Source organism: Mycobacterium sp. TKK-01-0059, assembly GCF_000709305.1.
In the GTDB taxonomy this organism is placed as follows: domain Bacteria; phylum Actinomycetota; class Actinomycetes; order Mycobacteriales; family Mycobacteriaceae; genus Mycobacterium; species Mycobacterium intracellulare.
Genome location: NZ_KL446993.1, coordinates 2,921,931 through 2,939,674, shown reverse-complemented (window position 1 = coordinate 2,939,674; position 17,744 = coordinate 2,921,931). Strand labels below are relative to the sequence as shown.

Sequence of the window (17,744 nt, the reverse complement as noted above, 5' to 3'; positions counted from 1 at the left end):
CTATTTGGCCTCCGGCGGCGTATACCGCGGGAAGGCGAGATCGCCGGCGTAGCGGGCGGCATCGCCGAGCGCCTCCTCGATCCGCAGCAGCTGGTTGTATTTGGCGACGCGCTCGCTGCGGGCGGGCGCACCGGTCTTGATCTGCCCGCTGCCGACCGCCACCGCCAGGTCGGCGATCGTGGTGTCCTCGGTCTCGCCGCTGCGATGGCTCATCATCGTGCGGTAGCCGCTGTGATGGGCCAACGCGACGGCGTCGAGCGTCTCGGTCAGCGTGCCGATCTGATTCACCTTGACCAGCAACGCGTTTGCCACTCCCTTGTCGATACCCTCTTCCAGGCGTTCGGGATTGGTGACGAAGATGTCGTCGCCGACGATCTGCAGCCGGTCACCGATGGCCGCGGTCAGGGCCGCCCAGCCATCCCAATCGTCTTCCGACAGTGGGTCTTCGATGGACACCAGCGGATAAGACCCGAGCAGCCCGGCGTAGAACTCCGTCATCTGCTCCGCGGTGCGGGTGCTGCCCTCGAATTTGTAACCCGCCCCGTCGGTGAAGAACTCGGTGGCCGCCGCGTCGAGGGCCAGCGCCACGTCGGCGCCGAGTTTGAACCCGGCCGAGTCGATGGCCCGGCTGATCAGGTCCAGTGCCGCGGTGGTGCCCGCCACGTCGGGGGCGAAGCCGCCCTCGTCGCCCAGGCCCGTGCTCAAGCCCTCCTTCTTGAGCACCGATTTCAGCGAGTGATACACCTCGGCGCCCCAGCGCAGCGCCTCGGCGAAGCTGGGCGCGCCGATCGGCGCCACCATGAACTCCTGGATGTCGACGGCGGTGTCGGCGTGCGCGCCGCCGTTGAGAATGTTCATCATCGGCACCGGCAGGATGTGCGCGTTCGGGCCGCCGAGGTAGCGGAAAAGCGGCAACTCGGCGGAATCGGCGGCCGCCTTGGCCACGGCCAGCGACACACCCAGGATCGCGTTGCCGCCCAGCCTCGACTTGTCGGGCGTGCCGTCCAGGTCCAGCAGCGCCTGGTCGACCAGCCGCTGATCGTCGGCGTTGAGGCCGATCACCGCCGGGCCGATCTCGTCCAGCACCGCTTGCACGGCCTTCTGCACACCCTTGCCGGCGTAGCGCTCGCCACCGTCGCGCAACTCGACGGCCTCGTGCTCACCCGTCGATGCGCCCGACGGCACCGCCGCGCGGGCAAAGGTCCCGTCGATCAGGGCAATCTCGACCTCGACTGTCGGGTTGCCGCGGGAATCGAGGATCTCGCGGGCCCCGACCTGCTCGATAATCGGCACTGGGGTTCTCCTTGTTCGCGTAAGGCCTGGGTCAGCGATACATCCTGCTATAGCGGGTGACCTTTCGCGTAAGCGGTCGCCCAATCCCGGACCGCCCGCGCGTAGACCCCGGAATTGTTGTAGGCCCGCAGCGCGGTGATCCAGCCCCGCGGCGTCGCGAGATCCTTTCCGCGCCAACACAGGTAGCCCGCCGCGGCGAGCGCGGCGTCGTCGATGTTGTCGGGGCTGACGCGGCCGTCGTTGTGAGCGTCGACACCATAGAGCCGCCACGTCTCGGGGATGAACTGCATCGGCCCCATGGCGCGCGTCACGCCGTCGCCGTCGGTGAGGTCCTCGTCGGTGTCGACGATGCGCAGCGTCCCGCCGCTGCCGTCGAGTCGGACACCGCGGATCGGCGGGCTGACGTCCCCGTTGGGGGCCAGCGTGGCGCCGCGGTAGGTGCCGTGGTGGCTCTCGACCTGTCCGATGCCCGCCAGCGTGGTCCAGGCGATGTGGCACTTCGGGTTCTCGACTTCGGCGACCCGGGCCGCGTACGCGTAGGCCTCGAGCGCGATCAGCGGGATCTCCAAGGCCGCCGACCGTGGTTGGGCCCAGTCGCGCAACTGTTCCGCGGGCCGACCGCTGGCGTGCGTGTCCACCGGCGGCACCGGGTCGCCCGCGGGGGGCGGCACGCCGTCGGGGATGAACAGGCTGAGTTGCCACGTGCAACTGGAGGCCAGAACGATCGCGGTCGCGCCGATCACGGCGGCCGCGCGCATCCAACGCCTCGGCGACACCATGCTTTCCTGAGCTCCCCTAAACTCGCCTGCACCAACTTCCGCCACACCATCGTCCCATGCGTTCGGGGACCGCTCGGTCGCGTCGGGCCTCGGCGCACCGGCGTCGTGCCGGGTTCAGCTAATTACCGATTAGCTGCTGGCCGCCTTGGCTAGCGCGGTCAGACCAACGCCGACCACGGGGATTCGCAACCTCATCCGCGATATTACCGACGGGCCGAGGACAAATCCGGCAAACACCGCGGCGATCGCTCTCTCCGATGACGGCGGGCGGGAAATATCCGTGGCGCGCCCGCCTGCGAGGCGTCGTCGCGCGCTCAGGCCTCGTCGGCAACGGCGTCGGTGGCGGCCTCCTTGGGGGCCGAGTCACCCGTCGGCCAGTGCTCGCGCCACTCCTGTTCGGAGACTTCACCGAGCGGGGCCACGTCGAACTCGTTGGGGACGTCTCCCCCGCGGCGCGCCGTGGCGATCGCCCGTTCCGCACCACGAACCGTGTCGACGAAGTCCAGAACCGCTGTGCGCAGAGCGCTTTCGGCATCGACATCGGCCGACACGCGGATCGAGGTGATTTCGTCGGGGATCAGGTCGGCGGGCACACCGGCTTTGCCGGCGCGCTGAATCACCTTCTGGGCGAGCGCCAGCGCGGGCTGCCCCGTGTGCACGTCGTCCATCACCGACTTGCGCGGCTTTTCGGACGCCTTGCGCTCTTCCCACTGGGCCAACTGCTCTTCGAGCGAAATCGATTGCCCGGCAAGCACTCCCGGGACCCGGTTGCCCAGTTTGCGCATCAGGGCGGCGGCGACGTCATCGATGGTGAAGGCGGACTGCGGCGCCTCCTCGGCGATGCGGGCGTGGAAGAGGACTTGCAGCAGCACGTCGCCGAGCTCGTCGCGCAGCGCATCGGCGTTGCCGCTGCCCACCGCGTCCAGCAGCTCGTAGGTTTCCTCCAACAAAAACCTGCGCAGCGAATCGTGGGTTTGCTCACTCTCCCAGGGCCCGGCAGTGCGCAGTTTGTCCATCATGGCCACGGCGTCGACCAGCCGTTCGCCGCGCGGCGTCTCGGGCGCCGAGATCAGCCGGGCCCCGGCCGCCAGGCGGGCGGTCACGGCCGGGTGGTCGGGGTCGGACGACAGCAGCACCGGCGCGTCCGCACCGGAGTGCACCGGACGCGCCGCCGACAACGACCAGGGCACCGCGACGGGCATCTCCTCGGTGTACTGCACCTCACCGGCGAGATGCTCGATGGCTTCGATGGGGACCAGCGACGGGCGGCGGGGGTCGAACAACACGACGATCATTACCGCCCCTCACTCGTCATCGATGCAGGCAGTTCACTCGTTATACCAATATCCGTCTGAGCTTTGCCCTGCAGTGCGGTCACCAGGTTTGCCACCATCTGCACCAGCTCGACGTCGCGCAGCCGCGGCGCGCCCACCCCGCCGGCGCGCGGGATGGGGACCTGCACGGTGGAGGTCGTGGCGCGGTAACTCGCCGCCGGATACATCCGCTTGAGCCGCACCTGCGCCGAATCCGGCAGCGTCATCGGCGAGAGCCGCACGGTGGCCGCCGACGGCGCCGACACCTCGGTGATGCCCGCGGCGCGGCACAGCAGCCGCAGCCGGGCCACCGCCACCAGCCGCAGGGCCGGCTCGGGCAGCGCGCCATAGCGGTCGACGAGTTCCTCCACGACCGCGTCGATCTCGCCGTCGGAGGCCGCCGCGGCCAGCCGGCGGTACGCCTCGAGCCGCAGCCGGTCGCTGGCGATGTAGTCCGGCGGCAGGTGGGCATCGACCGGCAGGTCGATGCGCACGTCCTTCGGCTCCTCGGCCGTCGTGACCGTGTGGCCGTCGGCGGCCGCGCGGTAGGCCTCCACGGCCTCGCCCACCAGGCGGACGTACAGGTCGAAGCCGACGCCGGCGACGTGCCCGGACTGCTCGACGCCCAACACGTTTCCGGCGCCGCGGATCTCGAGGTCCTTCATCGCGACCGCCATGCCCGCGCCGAGCTCGTTGTTCTGCGCGATGGTGGCCAGCCGGTCGTAGGCGGTCTCGGTCAGCGGCGCATGCGGCGGATACAGGAAGTAGGCGTAGCCGCGCTCCCGGCTGCGGCCGACCCGGCCGCGCAGCTGGTGCAGCTGCGACAGGCCGAAGGTGTCGGCGCGCTCGACGATCAGCGTGTTGGCGTTGGAGATGTCCAGCCCGGTCTCCACGATCGTGGTGCACACCAGGATGTCGTATTCGCGGTTCCAGAACCCCTGCACCGTGCGTTCCAGCCGTTCTTCGGGCATCTGCCCGTGCGCGACGACCACCCGCGCCTCGGGCACCAGCTCCCGGATCTTCGCCGCCGTCCGGTCGATGGAGCTGACGCGATTGTGCACGTAGAAGACCTGCCCGTCGCGCAGCAGCTCGCGCCGCAAGGCGGCCGCGACCTGCTTGTCGTCGTGCGGGCCGACGTAGGTCAGCACCGGGTAGCGCTCCTCGGGCGGGGTCAGGATCGTCGACATCTCGCGTATCCCGGCCAGGCTCATCTCCAGCGTGCGCGGGATCGGGGTGGCGCTCATGGTCAGCACGTCGACGTGGGTGCGCAGCGACTTGATGTGCTCCTTGTGCTCGACGCCGAACCGCTGCTCCTCGTCGACGACGACAAGGCCGAGGTCCTTCCATCGCACCCCGGTCTGCAACAGCCGGTGCGTGCCGATCACCACGTCCACCGACCCGTCGGCCAGGCCCTCGATCACGGCCTTGGACTCGGCGGGGTCGGTGAACCGGGACAGGCCCTTGACGGTCACCGGGAACCCGGTCATCCGGTCGGCGAAGGTCTGCAGGTGCTGGTCTGCCAGCAGCGTGGTGGGCACCAGCACGGCCACCTGCTTGCCGTCCTGGACCGCCTTGAACGCCGCCCGCACCGCGATCTCGGTCTTGCCGTAGCCCACGTCGCCACAGATCACCCGGTCCATCGGGATCGGCTTTTCCATGTCCCCCTTGACCTCGGTGATCGCGGTCAGCTGGTCGACGGTCTCGGTGTACCCGAACGCGTCTTCCATCTCGGCCTGCCACGGGGTGTCCGGGCCGAACGCGTGCCCGGGGCTGGCCTGTCGCTTGGCGTACAGGGACACCAGCTCGCCGGCGATCTCGCGCACCGCGCGGCGCGCCTTCGTCTTGGTGTTCGCCCAGTCGCTGCCGCCGAGCTTGCTCAGCGCCGGCGCCTGCCCGCCGACGTACCGCGACAGCTGATCCAGCGAATCCATTGGGACATAAAGCTTGTCGGACCCGCCCCCGCGCTTGCTGGACGCGTACTCCAGCACCAAATACTCGCGGCGGGCACCGCCGACGGTGCGCTCGACCATCTCCACGAACCGGCCGATGCCGTGCTGATCGTGCACGACGAGGTCACCGGCGGTGAGCGCCAACGGGTCAACGGTGTTGCGCCGCTTGGCCGCCAGGCGCTTGCCCTCGACGGCGGCGACCCGGCTGCCGGTGAGGTCGGTCTCGGTGATCACCACCAGCGTGGCGCCGGGGATGATGACGCCGTCGTGCAGCGGGCCCTTGAGCACGCCGACTATGCCCTTTTTAGGCCGAACTTGGCCTGCGGCCCCGGGTTCCAGCATGGCGGCGGGCGTGTCGCATTCGGCCAGCCGTTCCACCACGCGGTGCGCGGTGCCGGCGCCGGGGGCGACGACGACGGCGTAGCCGCCGGTGCTGACGTGCGCGCGCAGCATCGCGAAGATGCCGTCGATGTCGTGCTGATGGCCGCGCGCCGAGGGCGCCGCCCGGATGTCCAGCTCGACGGCCGACTCGTCGGACAACTGGCTCAACGTCCACCACGGATGCCCGCCCTTGGCGGCCGCGGCCCGCACGTCGTCCAGCTCGGCGAATCCCGATCCGCCGAATTGCGCGACGTCGACGGGGGCGTCCGTGCCCATGGCGGCCGCCGACCACGAGGCTTCGAGGAATTCGCTGCCGGTCTTGATCAGGTCGGCGGCGCGGGTGCGGATCTTCTCGGGGTCGCACAACAGGATCGGGGTGCCCTGCGCCAGTTGGTCGGTCAGCAGCACGTGCTCGCCGGGCCGCAGCACGGGCAGCAGGGCCTCCATGCCGTCGACCGCGATGCCCTCGGCGAGCTTGGCCAGCATGTCGGTGACGCTGCCGGTGATCGCGGGCTCGGTCGCCGGGTGCCGCGCGGACAGCTCGGCGGCCCGTTGCCGCACTTCCTCCGTGAGCAGCAGTTCGCGGCAGGGCACCGCGATCAGGATGTCGACCTCGATCTCCGGGATCGAACGCTGATCGGCGACGGAGAACATCCGCATCTCGCTGACCTCGTCGCCCCAGAACTCGATGCGCACCGGGTGCTCGGCCGTCGGCGGGAAGACGTCGAGAATCCCGCCGCGCACGGCGAACTCGCCGCGCCGGCCCACCATGTCGACCCGGGTGTAGGCCAGCTCGACCAGCCGGGCGATCACGTCCTCGAATTCGACTTCCGCACCGACGTTCAACGTGACCGGCTCGATCAGGCCGAGCTGCGGTGTCATCGGCTGCAGCAGCGAGCGGGCCGCGGTGACCACGACCTGAAGCGGAGGGCCCAGCCGCGCGTCGTCGGGGTGGGCCAGGCGCCGCAGCACGGTCAGCCGGGCGCCGACGGTGTCGACGCCGGGCGAGAGCCGCTCGTGCGGCAGCGTCTCCCAGGACGGGAATACCGCGACGGCATCGCCGAAGACGCCGCGCAGTTCAGCGGTCAGGTCGTCGGCTTCGCGCCCGGTCGCGGTGACTACCAGCAAAGGACCCAACCGCGCCAGCGCGCTGGCCACGAACAACCGTGCGCTGGCTGGACCCACCAGGTGCAGCTCGGCCGGCGACGCGGCCGCGCTGTCGATCAGCTGCTGGAAGGTCGGCGCGGTGAGCGCCAATTCAACGAGCCCCGCGATCGGGGTTTCTGGGCGAGCAGCCCCCGGTGCGGTCATGATGAATTCCATTCTAGGGCGGCTTGCCCGGCTCCTTCCTCCCGCCGACGCGGCGCTCGCTGTCGCCGGGCGGGGGGGCCGCCGGACACGCCGATCCGCGTCAATTTTGAGGTCGTCGTCGTCAAGGGATCGTCAAGAAAGCTCTACGCGTGCGCCCGCGGGCGCACGTTGGATTCATGACATTGCTGGACATTCTGCCGTCGCTCGGCCACGCGGCTCCGCCGCGCTTCGACCCGGAGATCTGGCCGTTGACCGCCCATCCCGACGAGGAGGGCAGGCTGTGCGTCGGCGGTGTGGCGCTGGCCGATATCGCCGACGAATTCAACACCCCGGCCTACGTGATCGACGAAGCCGACTTTCGGCATCGCGCCCGCCGCTATCGCAAGACGCTAGGCGGCGCTGGGAACACAGTGGTCGTCTACGCCGGCAAGTCGCTGCTGACCACCGCGGTGGCCCGCTGGGCCCGCGACGAGGGCCTGGGCGTCGACGTCTGCTCGGCCGGTGAACTGGCCACGGCCCTGGCCGGCGGCGTCGACCCGGCCCGCATCGTCATGCACGGCAACGCGAAATCGCCCGACGAGCTGCGCGACGCCGTGGGCGCCGGGGTGGGGCGCATCGTGGTGGATTCCTGCATGGAGATCGCCTACCTCGCCGGCCTGGCGCGGCGGCGCCAGCCGGTGCTCATCCGGGTGACGCCCGACATCGACATCCACGGGCACCGCGCCGTCACCACCGGCGTCAGCGACCAGAAGTTCGGCTTCACGCTCGCCGGCGACCACGCCGCCGATGCGGTGACGCGCGTGCTGGCGCACCCCATCCTCGACCTGGTCGGCCTGCACTGCCACATCGGCTCGCAGGTCGGCGACGCCGCCCTGTACGGCGAGGCCATTCGGCGGATGGTCGCCGCAATGGCCGACATCCGGGCCCGGCACGGCGTCATCCTCACCGAGCTGAACATCGGTGGCGGACATGCGATCCCATACGTCCCCGGCGACCGCGAGCTGGACCTCGACGAGTTGGCCGCGGCGATCGAGGACGCCCTCGACGAGGCCTGCGCCGCCGAGCAGTTCCCCCGCCCGCAGATCGTGGTGGAACCGGGCCGGGCCATCAGCGGCCGCGCCGGCGTGACCCTGTATCGGGTGCGCTCGGTGAAGACGCAATTCGGCGGTCGCACCTTCGTCGCCGTCGACGGCGGCATGAGCGACAACCCGCGGGTGGCGCTGTACGGCGCGCAGTACGCCGTCGCGCTGGCCAACCGGCATCCGCTGGGGCTCAAGCAAACCGTCACCGTGGCCGGCCGGCACTGTGAATCGGGCGACGAGATCGCCCGCGACATCGAGTTGCCGGCGGATCTGCGCCCCGGCGACCTGCTGGCCGTGGCGTGCACCGGCGCCTACCACCACAGCATGGCGTCCAACTACAACATGGTCGGCAGGCCGCCGCTGGTGGCCGTCAAGGATGGCCGGGCCCGCGAACTTGTTCGCCGCGAGACCGTCGCCGACCTGATGGCGCGTGACTGCGGGTAGCCCGTCGCGGTCTACTCGTCGGGCGTAACGCCACGGCGAAAATTCCGGCGGCAGATTCATACGGTCAATGCAATTTCCACGTTTGAGGAGGTTGCAGGTGTCAGTTGCTTATCCGCGTTCGATGCGGCGAGAGTTCTTTGATCGGGTGTGTGCAGGGGAATCATTGCGTGAAGCCGGCCGTCAGGTCGGTGTGTCGATCCAGACCGGATGGAGCTGGTGGCATGACGCTGGATCAATGCAATTACGAAGTGGTACGGGCTCTGATACCGGCCTTGCCGAACCAGGTGATCTGACCCGGCCGGGCGCGCGGGGACACCGGCTCAGTTTCGATGAACGCCTGGTGATTATGCGGGGTCTGGACAAGGGCCTCACCCAGGTCGAGATCGCCGACGAGCTCGACCGCGACGCCAGCGTCATCTCCCGTGAGCTCAAACGCAATCGCAATCCCGACGGGGATTACCACGCTGGTCTTGCCCATGCCCGCGCCGCCAAGAAAGCCAAGCGTCCCAAAGCATTCAAACTCCAAGACCGCGCGCTATGCGAGGCCATAGAGGACTGGATGGATCAGGGATGGAGTCCCAAACTGATCGCCGATGTCTTGGCGCGCGATCACCCCGATGACAGGCTGGCACGGGTGAGCCACGAAACCATCTACCAGTGCCTCTACGTCCAAACTCGTGGTCAACTGCGCGCCGACCTGAGTAAGCGTTTGTCGACGAAACGCGCGGCCCGCAAATCCCGGGACCACACCGAACGGCGGGGGAAATTCCACGATGTGTTCACCATCAGCGACCGGCCCGCCGAGGCCGCCGACCGCGCGGTGCCCGGCCACTGGGAAGGTGATCTGATCGTCGGCCCCAACAGCGCCATCGGCACCCTGGTCGAGCGGTCCACCCGCTTTACGATGCTGCTGCATTTGCCCGGCGATCACACCGCCGAGACGGTGGCCGGCGCGATGATCGAAGCGATGCGCCAGTTACCCGAACACCTTCGTCGATCAATCACCTGGGACCGTGGCAGCGAAATGGCCCGCTGGCGCGACATTCACCTGCAACTCAACACCCCGGTCTATTTCTGCAATCCGCACTCGCCCTGGCAACGCGGCACCAACGAAAACACCAACCGCCTCCTGCGCTTCTGGTTCGAAAAGGGCAGCGACCTCAGCGGTTACACCCCAGCAGACCTCAAACGCATCCAAGACACCCTCAACCGACGACCGCGCCCAACCCTTGACCTCGACACCCCCGCCCAACGCCTGGCCGCCCTCCTCGACCAAGCCGCCTAACAAAAATGCATTAGCCACTTGACTTTGAGCGGCCGATTATCGCCGTGCCGTTACGCGCGCGAAGCGGTCTACTCGTCCTGCAGGCGGGGGTCGGCCTCCAGCCCGATCAGCCCGTTCCACATGAGGTTGACCAGGTGCGCGGCCACCACTTCCTTCTTGGGCTCGCGGGTGTCGAGCCACCACTGCGCGGTCATGGACACCGAGCCCACCAGCGCCTGGGCGTAGAGAGGAGCCAGCCCCGGATCCAGGCCGCGACGGGAGAAATCACCGGCCAGGATGGAGCTGACCTGGTTGACGGCGTCATTGAGCAGGCTGGAGTAGGTGCCCGAGCTGATCGCGGCCGGCGAGTCGCGGATCATGATCCGGAAGCCGTCGGTGCGCTCTTCGACGTAGGTGAGCAGGGCAAGGGCGACCCGCTCGACCCGCACCCGGGAGCGGTTGTTGGTCAGCGACGAGGTGATGCCGTCCAGCAGCGCCGACATCTCCCGGTCGACGACCACGGCATAGAGGCCCTCTTTGCCCCCGAAATGCTCGTAGACGACCGGCTTGGACACGTTGGCCCGCAGCGCGATCTCCTCGATCGAGGTGCCTTCATACCCGCGCTCGGCGAACAGCGAACGCGCGATGCCGATGAGTTGTTGGCGGCGTTCGGTACCGGTCATCCGCGCGCGCGGCGCCCGAACCTCTTTGTCCGGTTCCTTTTGCGTTTGGGGGTCCAGCACGGCCACGTCAATCAGCGTATCGGGCGGTGGGCTGTTCGGTGGGCCGCAAGCACCCCGCATCGTCATCCGACTAAGCCGACTAAAGTCTTCTTGGCGATCCGTCGTGGTGTAATCGGCAGCACCTCTGATTTTGGTTCAGATAGTTCAGGTTCGAGTCCTGGCGACGGAGCTTCCTCCGAATCGAGCGCGGGTCTCCCGCGGCTCGATTTTTTGCCTTCACCGCAGATGAGGTGACACGCTTGACGGCGTGTCGGCGCTTCCGCGCGCAGCCCGCGCGGGACGAACCCGAGAAGGAGGGTTGATGTCGTCTCCTGGTGATACCGCGGTCGTGGTGCTCGCGGCCGGGCCCGGCACCCGGATGCGGTCGGACACCCCGAAGGTGCTGCACACCATCGGCGGGCGCAGCATGCTGTCCCACCTTCTGCACGCGATCACCAAGGTGGCACCGCAGCACCTGGCCGTGGTGCTGGGCCACGATCACGAGCGCATCGCCCCGCTCGTCGCCGACTGGGCCGACGCCCTCGGGCGCCCGATCGACGTGGCCCTGCAGGACCGGCCGCGGGGCACCGGCGACGCCGTCCTGTGCGGCCTGTCCGCTCTGCCCGAGGACTACGCCGGGGTGGTCGTCGTCACCTCGGGCGACACTCCGCTGCTGGACGCCGACACCCTCGCCGACCTCATCGCCGCCCATAGCGCGGCGCCGGCCGCGGCCACGGTGCTGACCACGACGTTGACCGACCCCAGCGGCTACGGCCGCATCCTGCGCACCCAGGACAACGAGGTCACGGCGATCGTGGAGCACGCCGACGCCACCGAATCCCAGCGCGAGATCCGCGAGGTCAACGCCGGCGTCTACGCCTTCGACATCGCGGCGTTGCGCTCGGCGCTGAACCGGTTGAGCTCCAACAACGCCCAGCAGGAGCTGTATCTGACCGACGTCATCGCCATCCTGCGCGGCGACGGCCTGGCGATCCACGCCCGCCACGTCGACGACAGCGCGCTGGTGGCCGGCGTCAACAACCGGGTCCAGCTCGCGCAGCTGGGCGCCGAGCTCAACCGGCGCATCGTCGCCGCGCACCAGATGGCCGGCGTCACCATCGTCGACCCGGCCACCACCTGGATCGACGTCGACGTCACGATCGGCCGCGACACCGTGATCCACCCCGGGACTCAGCTGCTGGGCCGCACCCAGGTCGGCGGGCACTGCGTCGTCGGGCCGGACACCACCCTGACGGACGTCAGCGTCGGCGACGGCGCCTCGGTGGTGCGGACCCACGGCACCTCGTCGTCGATCGGCGCCGGGGCCACCGTCGGCCCGTTCACCTACCTGCGGCCCGGCACCGTGCTGGGCGACGACGGCAAGCTGGGCGCGTTCGTCGAGACCAAGAACTCCACCATCGGCACCGGCTCCAAAGTGCCGCACCTGACCTATGTCGGGGACGCCGACATCGGCGAGCACAGCAACATCGGCGCGTCCAGCGTGTTCGTCAACTACGACGGCGAATCCAAGCGGCGGACCACCATCGGTTCGCACGTCCGCACCGGGTCGGACACCATGTTCGTGGCTCCGGTGACGGTCGGCGACGGCGCCTACACCGGAGCGGGCACGGTGGTGCGCAACGACGTCCCGCCGGGAACGCTGGCGGTCTCCGCAGGTCCGCAACGCAACATCGAGGGCTGGGTGCACCGCAAGCGCCCCGGCAGCGCCGCCGCGCAAGCGGCCGAGGCCGCCGAAAAGGCCACCGGCCAGGCGCCCGCCGCAGAAACCGAACAGACATCGTGACGTCGGTAGCTGGCAACCCGGCCACATTTCCGTACGATTCGCTTCGTACGATGGGCACTTCCATTGGGATCCGAACGGCAAGGGCAGCACGGTGAGCCACGACTGGACCGATAACCGCAAAAATTTGATGCTCTTCTCCGGTCGGGCGCACCCCGAGCTGGCCGAGCAGGTGGCCAAGGAGCTCGACGTCCACGTCACCGCGCAGACCGCGCGCGAGTTCGCCAACGGCGAGATCTTCGTCCGGTTCCACGAATCGGTCCGCGGGTGCGACGCCTTCGTGTTGCAGTCGGCGCCGGCGCCGGTGAACAACTGGCTGATGGAACAGCTCATCATGATCGACGCGCTCAAGCGGGGCAGCGCCAAGCGGATCACCGCCGTCATGCCGTTCTACCCCTACGCCCGGCAAGACAAGAAGCACCGCGGCCGCGAACCGATCTCGGCGCGCCTGGTCGCAGACCTGCTCAAGACCGCCGGCGCCGACCGGATCGTGACCGTCGACCTGCACACCGATCAGATCCAGGGCTTCTTCGACGGGCCCGTCGATCACATGCGCGGGCAGAACCTGCTCACCGGCTACATCCGGGACAACTACCCCGACGGCAACATGGTGGTCGTCTCCCCCGACTCCGGCCGGGTGCGCATCGCCGAGAAATGGGCCGACGCCCTGGGCGGTGTCCCGCTGGCGTTCATCCACAAGACCCGCGACCCGCGGGTGCCCAACCAGGTGGTGTCCAACCGCGTCGTCGGTGAGGTGGCGGGACGCACCTGCGTGTTGATCGACGACATGATCGACACGGGTGGCACCATTGCCGGCGCGGTCAAGCTGCTGCACGACGACGGCGCGGCCGACGTGGTGATCGCCGCGACGCACGGCGTGCTCTCCGACCCGGCGGCCGAGCGGCTGGCCGGCTGCGGCGCCCGGGAGGTGATCGTGACGAACACCTTGCCGATCGGTGAGGAGAAGCGTTTCCCGCAGCTGACGGTCCTGTCTATCGCGCCACTGCTGGCCAGCACCATCCGTGCTGTGTTCGAAAACGGCTCGGTCACAGGGCTGTTCGACGGGGACGCCTAAATGGCCGACACCGTCATCTACCACAACCCCCGCTGCAGCACCTCCCGCAAGACGCTGGACCTGTTGCGCGACAGCGGCCTTGAGCCCGAAGTCGTCGAGTACCTGAAAAACCCGCCGTCGCGTGCCGAGCTGGTGAAGATGATCCGCGACGCCGGCATCGACGTGCGTACGGCGGTGCGCAAGCGTGAATCGCTGTATGAGGAGCTCAATCTCGCCAACGCGACCGATGAGCAATTGCTCGACGCCATGGTCGAACACCCGATCCTGATCGAACGCCCCTTCGTCGTCACGACGAAGGGCACTCGGCTGGCCCGCCCGATCGACGCGGTCCGCGAGATTCTGTGAATCGGTTCGGCAGCTGCGCGGCCGGCGCCGCGATAGTTGCACTGGCCGTGTCGGCCGCCGGGTGCGCCCCGAAAGCTCCTGACTATCAATCGATCTTGTCGAAGACGCCGACCACCTCTACCACCGCGCCGACGGCCAAGCCGGTCCCCCTGTCGCAGTATCTGCAAAGCATCGGGGTTACCGGCCAACCCGTGGCACCGGGATCCGTTCCCGGCCTGACGATCTCGATCCCGACGCCGCAGGGCTGGGCGCCGTTCACCAGTCCCAACATCACACCGCAAACCTTGATCATCTCCAAGGGCGGTAAATTTCCGACGGCGCGGCTGGTGGTCTTCCAGCTGAACGGGGATTTCGACCCGGCCGAAGTCATCAAGCACGGCAACGACGATGCGCACCTGTTCGAGAACTTCAAGCAGCTGGACGCCTCGGGCGCGCCGTACAGCGGCTTCCCGTCGTCGATGATCCAGGGCAGCTACGACCTCGACGGCATGCGGCTACATAGCTGGAACCGAATCGTCATCCCCACCGGCCCGCCGCCGGACCGCAAGCGCTACCTGGTGCAGCTGACCATCACCAGCATGGCCAACCAGGCCGCCGCGGAGTCGACGGACATCGACGCGATCATCCGCGGATTCGTCGTCGCGGCGAAGTAGATTCAGGAGCGACGGCCCGCTTCCTGCACCAACTGGACCCGGGATGTCAGGCCGAGCTTCGAGTAGACGTGGGTGAGGTGCGTCTGGACGGTGCGCGGCGAGATGAAAAGCCGCGCGCCGATCTCCTTGTTGCCCAGGCCTTCACGGACCAGACGTACAACATCGTTCTCCATGGGCGTCAGCGATTCCCAGCCGCTACTCGGGCGTTTGCGTTCGCCACGCCCGCGTTGCGCGTAGGCGATCGCCTCTTCGGTGGACAGTGCGGCCCCTTCCACCCATGCGGCGTCAAAGGCCTTCTGCCCCAATCCTTCTCGCACCAGTGCGACTGCGACATCGTAATGGGCTTGGTACATCGGATAACGCGCATGCGCCATTCGCTGCCGGATTTGGGCCGCTGCGCCGAACAGTCGTGCCGCATACGGGTGGTTGGCGTGGTCGACCGACAGGCGGGCAAGGCATTCCAACGTGTCGGCGACCCGCAGGTATCCCATGGTGCGGACGGCGATCGCAAGTGCTTCATGGGCGTCGCGCTCGGCCTGATCCGGCTCACCCTGAGCGATCGCGACAAAGGCGCGGACTACGCGCGCGATCACTTGGAACCAGCCCGGTACCACCGCGACACAATCGTCGGCCCATTTACGTGCGGTCACCAGATCACCGCAGGCAAGCGCCGCCTCGGCGATTGGATTGATGCTTTTGATGAACACTTCGCGCAGCGGAACGGTCTGCCGCCACGCCACCTGCGCGACGTCCCAGGCTCGGGCGCCGTCACCGGCAGCCAGTGCGGCATGTGCGGCGACCGCACTCGCCACGTCTGCCCACTGCCCGCCCAACGCCTCGGCAAGTTCTCGCGCGGACTCCGCCGCCGCTTGAGCGGGCTCAGCCTGTCCGTGATAGGCAAGCACAACGGCACGGCCCACGTCGGCGAAGACCTTCATCGGCTTATCCCCGGCCGCTTCGGCTTCCTCGGTCAGATGCGCTTCGACCCGAGCGGCATGAGCAAGATTCCCCTCCATCATCAGCGCCATGCTGAGCCACGCTCGGGAGTGGCGCGAATAGAACCCAAAGCCCAATGCGTCGGCGACGTCGCGACCTTCCTCGGCCGCGGCGCGTGCGCCCGTCGGTTCGCCCGCCACGCACCCCGTGGTAGCCGCATAACTGAGTATTTGGCACAGAATCCAACGATCGTCGCTGGCGCGTGCCACTTCCGTGGCCTCTTCGAGGTAGCGCGCCGAGGTTTCGGGATCGTAGAAGGTGGCGGTCGCGCACCCGGTCAGGATTCGGGCAAGCAGGGCCGGATCGTCAAGTTCGCGCGCAGCAGCAAGGGCGTCCCGTGCACGCCCCACATTCGCGGGAACAACCGCCCACCCTGTAAGTGTGCTCTGGTCGGCGACCGCGCGAACCCACACCGCCGGTTCGACTTCCGAGCAGCGGTTGTCGGTCAACACCGTTTCGAACCCTGCCAGTCCTTCGCGGAAACGGCCGCAAGCGATCCAGAACTGTTGCAATGTGGATACCAGCCGCAGCGCTGTCTCGAGATCGGAATTCTCATAGCTCCACATGAACGCGGCCCGCAGGTTGTCGATTTCGTCTTGCGCCCAAACCAACAGCCTCCCAAGGCCGCTGAGGCCCTGCGAGTCCATCTCGATCGCCGCAGTCGTGTAGTAATCGCGGTGGCGCGTGCGAACCTCGCCGGCCTCGCCGGATTCGCCCAGTTTCTCCTGGGCGTACTGGCGCACCGTCTCCAGCAGGCGATAGCGCATCCCGCTGCCGGTGTCCTCGGCGACCACCAGCGATTTGTCGACCAACAGGCTCAGTTGATCCAGAACTTGATAACTTTCGACGTTGCTGTCGGCGCCGACGGCTTGGGCGGCGTCGAGATCAAAGCCGCCGGCGAACGCCGCCAGCCGCCGAAACAAAACCTGCTCCGGCTCGGTGAGCAGCGCGTGGGACCAATCCACCGACGCACGCAACGTCTGCTGACGACGCACCGCCGTGCGCGCGCCCCCGGTGAGCAACCGAAACCGGTCGTGCAGGCTGTCCACGATTTGAGTCAGCGACAGCGCCCGGACCCGCGCCGCGGCAAGCTCGATCGCCAACGGCATCCCGTCGACTCGCCGGCAGATCTCGGCTACCACCGCGGTATTGCCGTCGTCGACAGCGAAATCCGGTCGGGCACGGCGTGCGCGGTCAGCGAACAACTCGATCGCGTCATCGCTCAGGGAAAGTGACGGCACCCGCCAGCTCAGTTCACCGGGTAAGCCCAACGGCTCGCGGCTGGTGGCCAGGATCGTCAATCGTGGGCAGGCCGCCAGCAATTCGACGACCATCGCGCCGCACGCGTCAAGCAGGTGCTCACAATTGTCGAGCAACAGCAATATCTTCTTGTCGCCGAAGAACCGAACGAGCAGATCCATGGTGGAGCGGCCCGGTTGGTCGGGCAGTCCGAGCGTGCGGGCCACGGTCACCGGCGCCACTTCCGGGATGGTGATCGGCGCGAGGTCGACGTACCAGACCCCATCGGAGAAGTCTGCGGCCACTCGTGCGGCGCTTTCGACGGCCAGCCTGGTCTTTCCGGCACCGCCGGCCCCGGTCAACGTCACCAGCCGGTTGGCGGTGACGATGTCCCGCAATTCGCCCAGTTGCCCTTGGCGGCCGACAAAGCTCGTCAGCTGGGCCGGAAGGTTCTGCGCCACAACAGCTGTGCGGACGCGCAGCGGTGGGAACTCGTTGCGCAGATCAGGATGACACATCTGCACGACCCGCTCGGGACGCGGGAGGTCCCGCAAGGGATGGCTGCCCAGATCGGCCAGCCAGACGTCCTCGGGAAGGCGGTCGACGATCAACGATTCGGTCACCCCGGACAACACCGTCTGACCACCATGCGCCAAGTCGCGTAGCCGCGCGGTGCGATTGATCGTCGGGCCGGCGTAGTTGGCGTCGTCGCGCAGCTGAATCTCGCCGGTGTGGATTCCGATGCGTAGCCGGATCGGGGCCAGCGGAGCCCGCTGCAACTCCACCGCACAGGCCAACGCGTCGGACGCCCGCGCGAAGGCGGCCACAAAGCTGTCGCCCTCACCCTGTTCGAGCGGGCGCACTCCGTCGTGCGAGGCGATCGCCTCGTTCACCGTCTTGTTCAGCTGGACCAGCGCGGCCGTCATCTCCTCGGGCCGCGTTTCCCACAGCCGCGTCGAACCCTCGACATCGGCCAGCAGCAACGTCACCGTTCCGGTCGGCAGCAACTCGACCACGCCCAAATCGTCCCAGGTTAGCGACGGTATTTCCGCATGTTGGCTCATGTTAGTCAGCATCGCCTCCGCCGACTAGGCAAA

12 protein-coding genes and 1 tRNA gene are annotated in these 17,744 nt (G+C 68.1%); 7 read left to right on the top strand and 6 right to left on the bottom strand.

The features are described 5' to 3' along the window. The 4 genes from eno to mfd all read right to left on the bottom strand — a co-directional run bounded on the left by eno (position 1) and on the right by mfd (position 7,026). Positions 1 to 1,293, bottom strand: coding sequence for a phosphopyruvate hydratase (gene eno / locus K883_RS14245; protein WP_020821794.1), 1,293 nt, complete (start codon positions 1,291 to 1,293; stop codon positions 1 to 3). Between the two features lie 47 nt (positions 1,294 to 1,340). After that, positions 1,341 to 2,069 (bottom strand): lytic transglycosylase domain-containing protein, encoded by a 729-nt coding sequence (locus K883_RS14240; RefSeq protein ID WP_008254220.1) that lies wholly within the window; start codon positions 2,067 to 2,069, stop codon positions 1,341 to 1,343. A 317-nt stretch (positions 2,070 to 2,386) separates the two neighbouring features. After that, entirely contained in the window at positions 2,387 to 3,367 is a 981-nt protein-coding gene (locus K883_RS14235; protein ID WP_020821793.1) for a nucleoside triphosphate pyrophosphohydrolase, read from the bottom strand. Continuing rightward, complete coding sequence (gene mfd, locus K883_RS14230; protein WP_162143676.1) at positions 3,367 to 7,026, bottom strand: transcription-repair coupling factor; 3,660 nt, start codon at positions 7,024 to 7,026, stop codon at positions 3,367 to 3,369. Before mfd ends, K883_RS14235 begins: the two co-directional genes overlap by 1 nt. 176 nt (positions 7,027 to 7,202) lie before the next feature. Between mfd and lysA the strand changes: the two genes are divergently transcribed. Beyond that, entirely contained in the window at positions 7,203 to 8,552 is a 1,350-nt protein-coding gene (gene lysA, locus K883_RS14225) for a diaminopimelate decarboxylase (RefSeq protein WP_020821791.1), read from the top strand. Between the two features lie 91 nt (positions 8,553 to 8,643). Further along, complete coding sequence (locus tag K883_RS14220; RefSeq protein WP_369751691.1) at positions 8,644 to 9,837, top strand: IS30 family transposase; 1,194 nt, start codon at positions 8,644 to 8,646, stop codon at positions 9,835 to 9,837. 68 nt (positions 9,838 to 9,905) lie between these two features. On the opposite strand, the gene K883_RS14215 is transcribed toward K883_RS14220, so the two are convergent. Then, on the bottom strand, positions 9,906 to 10,499 hold the full coding sequence (locus tag K883_RS14215; RefSeq protein ID WP_008254212.1) for a TetR/AcrR family transcriptional regulator: 594 nt from the start codon (positions 10,497 to 10,499) through the stop codon (positions 9,906 to 9,908). A gap of 157 nt (positions 10,500 to 10,656) precedes the next feature. Here K883_RS14215 and K883_RS14210 point away from each other — a divergent pair. The 5 genes from K883_RS14210 to K883_RS14190 all read left to right on the top strand — a co-directional run bounded on the left by K883_RS14210 (position 10,657) and on the right by K883_RS14190 (position 14,412). After that, positions 10,657 to 10,728: transfer RNA gene (locus tag K883_RS14210), tRNA-Gln, on the top strand. Positions 10,729 to 10,860: 132 nt separating this feature from the next. Then, positions 10,861 to 12,342: a bifunctional UDP-N-acetylglucosamine diphosphorylase/glucosamine-1-phosphate N-acetyltransferase GlmU gene (gene glmU / locus K883_RS14205; protein ID WP_020821790.1), complete on the top strand. Its 1,482-nt coding sequence runs from the start codon at positions 10,861 to 10,863 to the stop codon at positions 12,340 to 12,342. A gap of 91 nt (positions 12,343 to 12,433) precedes the next feature. Beyond that, complete coding sequence (locus K883_RS14200) at positions 12,434 to 13,414, top strand: ribose-phosphate diphosphokinase (protein ID WP_008254209.1); 981 nt, start codon at positions 12,434 to 12,436, stop codon at positions 13,412 to 13,414. Next, positions 13,415 to 13,759, top strand: a complete 345-nt coding sequence (gene arsC, locus K883_RS14195) for an arsenate reductase (glutaredoxin) (protein ID WP_020821789.1) — start codon at positions 13,415 to 13,417, stop codon at positions 13,757 to 13,759. It abuts the gene before it with no gap. Further along, positions 13,756 to 14,412 carry an LpqN/LpqT family lipoprotein gene (locus K883_RS14190; protein WP_020821788.1) on the top strand — a complete coding sequence of 219 codons (657 nt, stop codon included), beginning with the start codon at positions 13,756 to 13,758 and terminating at the stop codon, positions 14,410 to 14,412. The genes arsC and K883_RS14190 overlap by 4 nt, the downstream gene beginning before the upstream one ends. Before the next feature lie 2 nt (positions 14,413 to 14,414). On the opposite strand, the gene K883_RS14185 is transcribed toward K883_RS14190, so the two are convergent. Then, on the bottom strand, positions 14,415 to 17,723 hold the full coding sequence (locus K883_RS14185; RefSeq protein ID WP_020821787.1) for a LuxR family transcriptional regulator: 3,309 nt from the start codon (positions 17,721 to 17,723) through the stop codon (positions 14,415 to 14,417). Between the last annotated feature and the right edge of the window lie 21 nt (positions 17,724 to 17,744).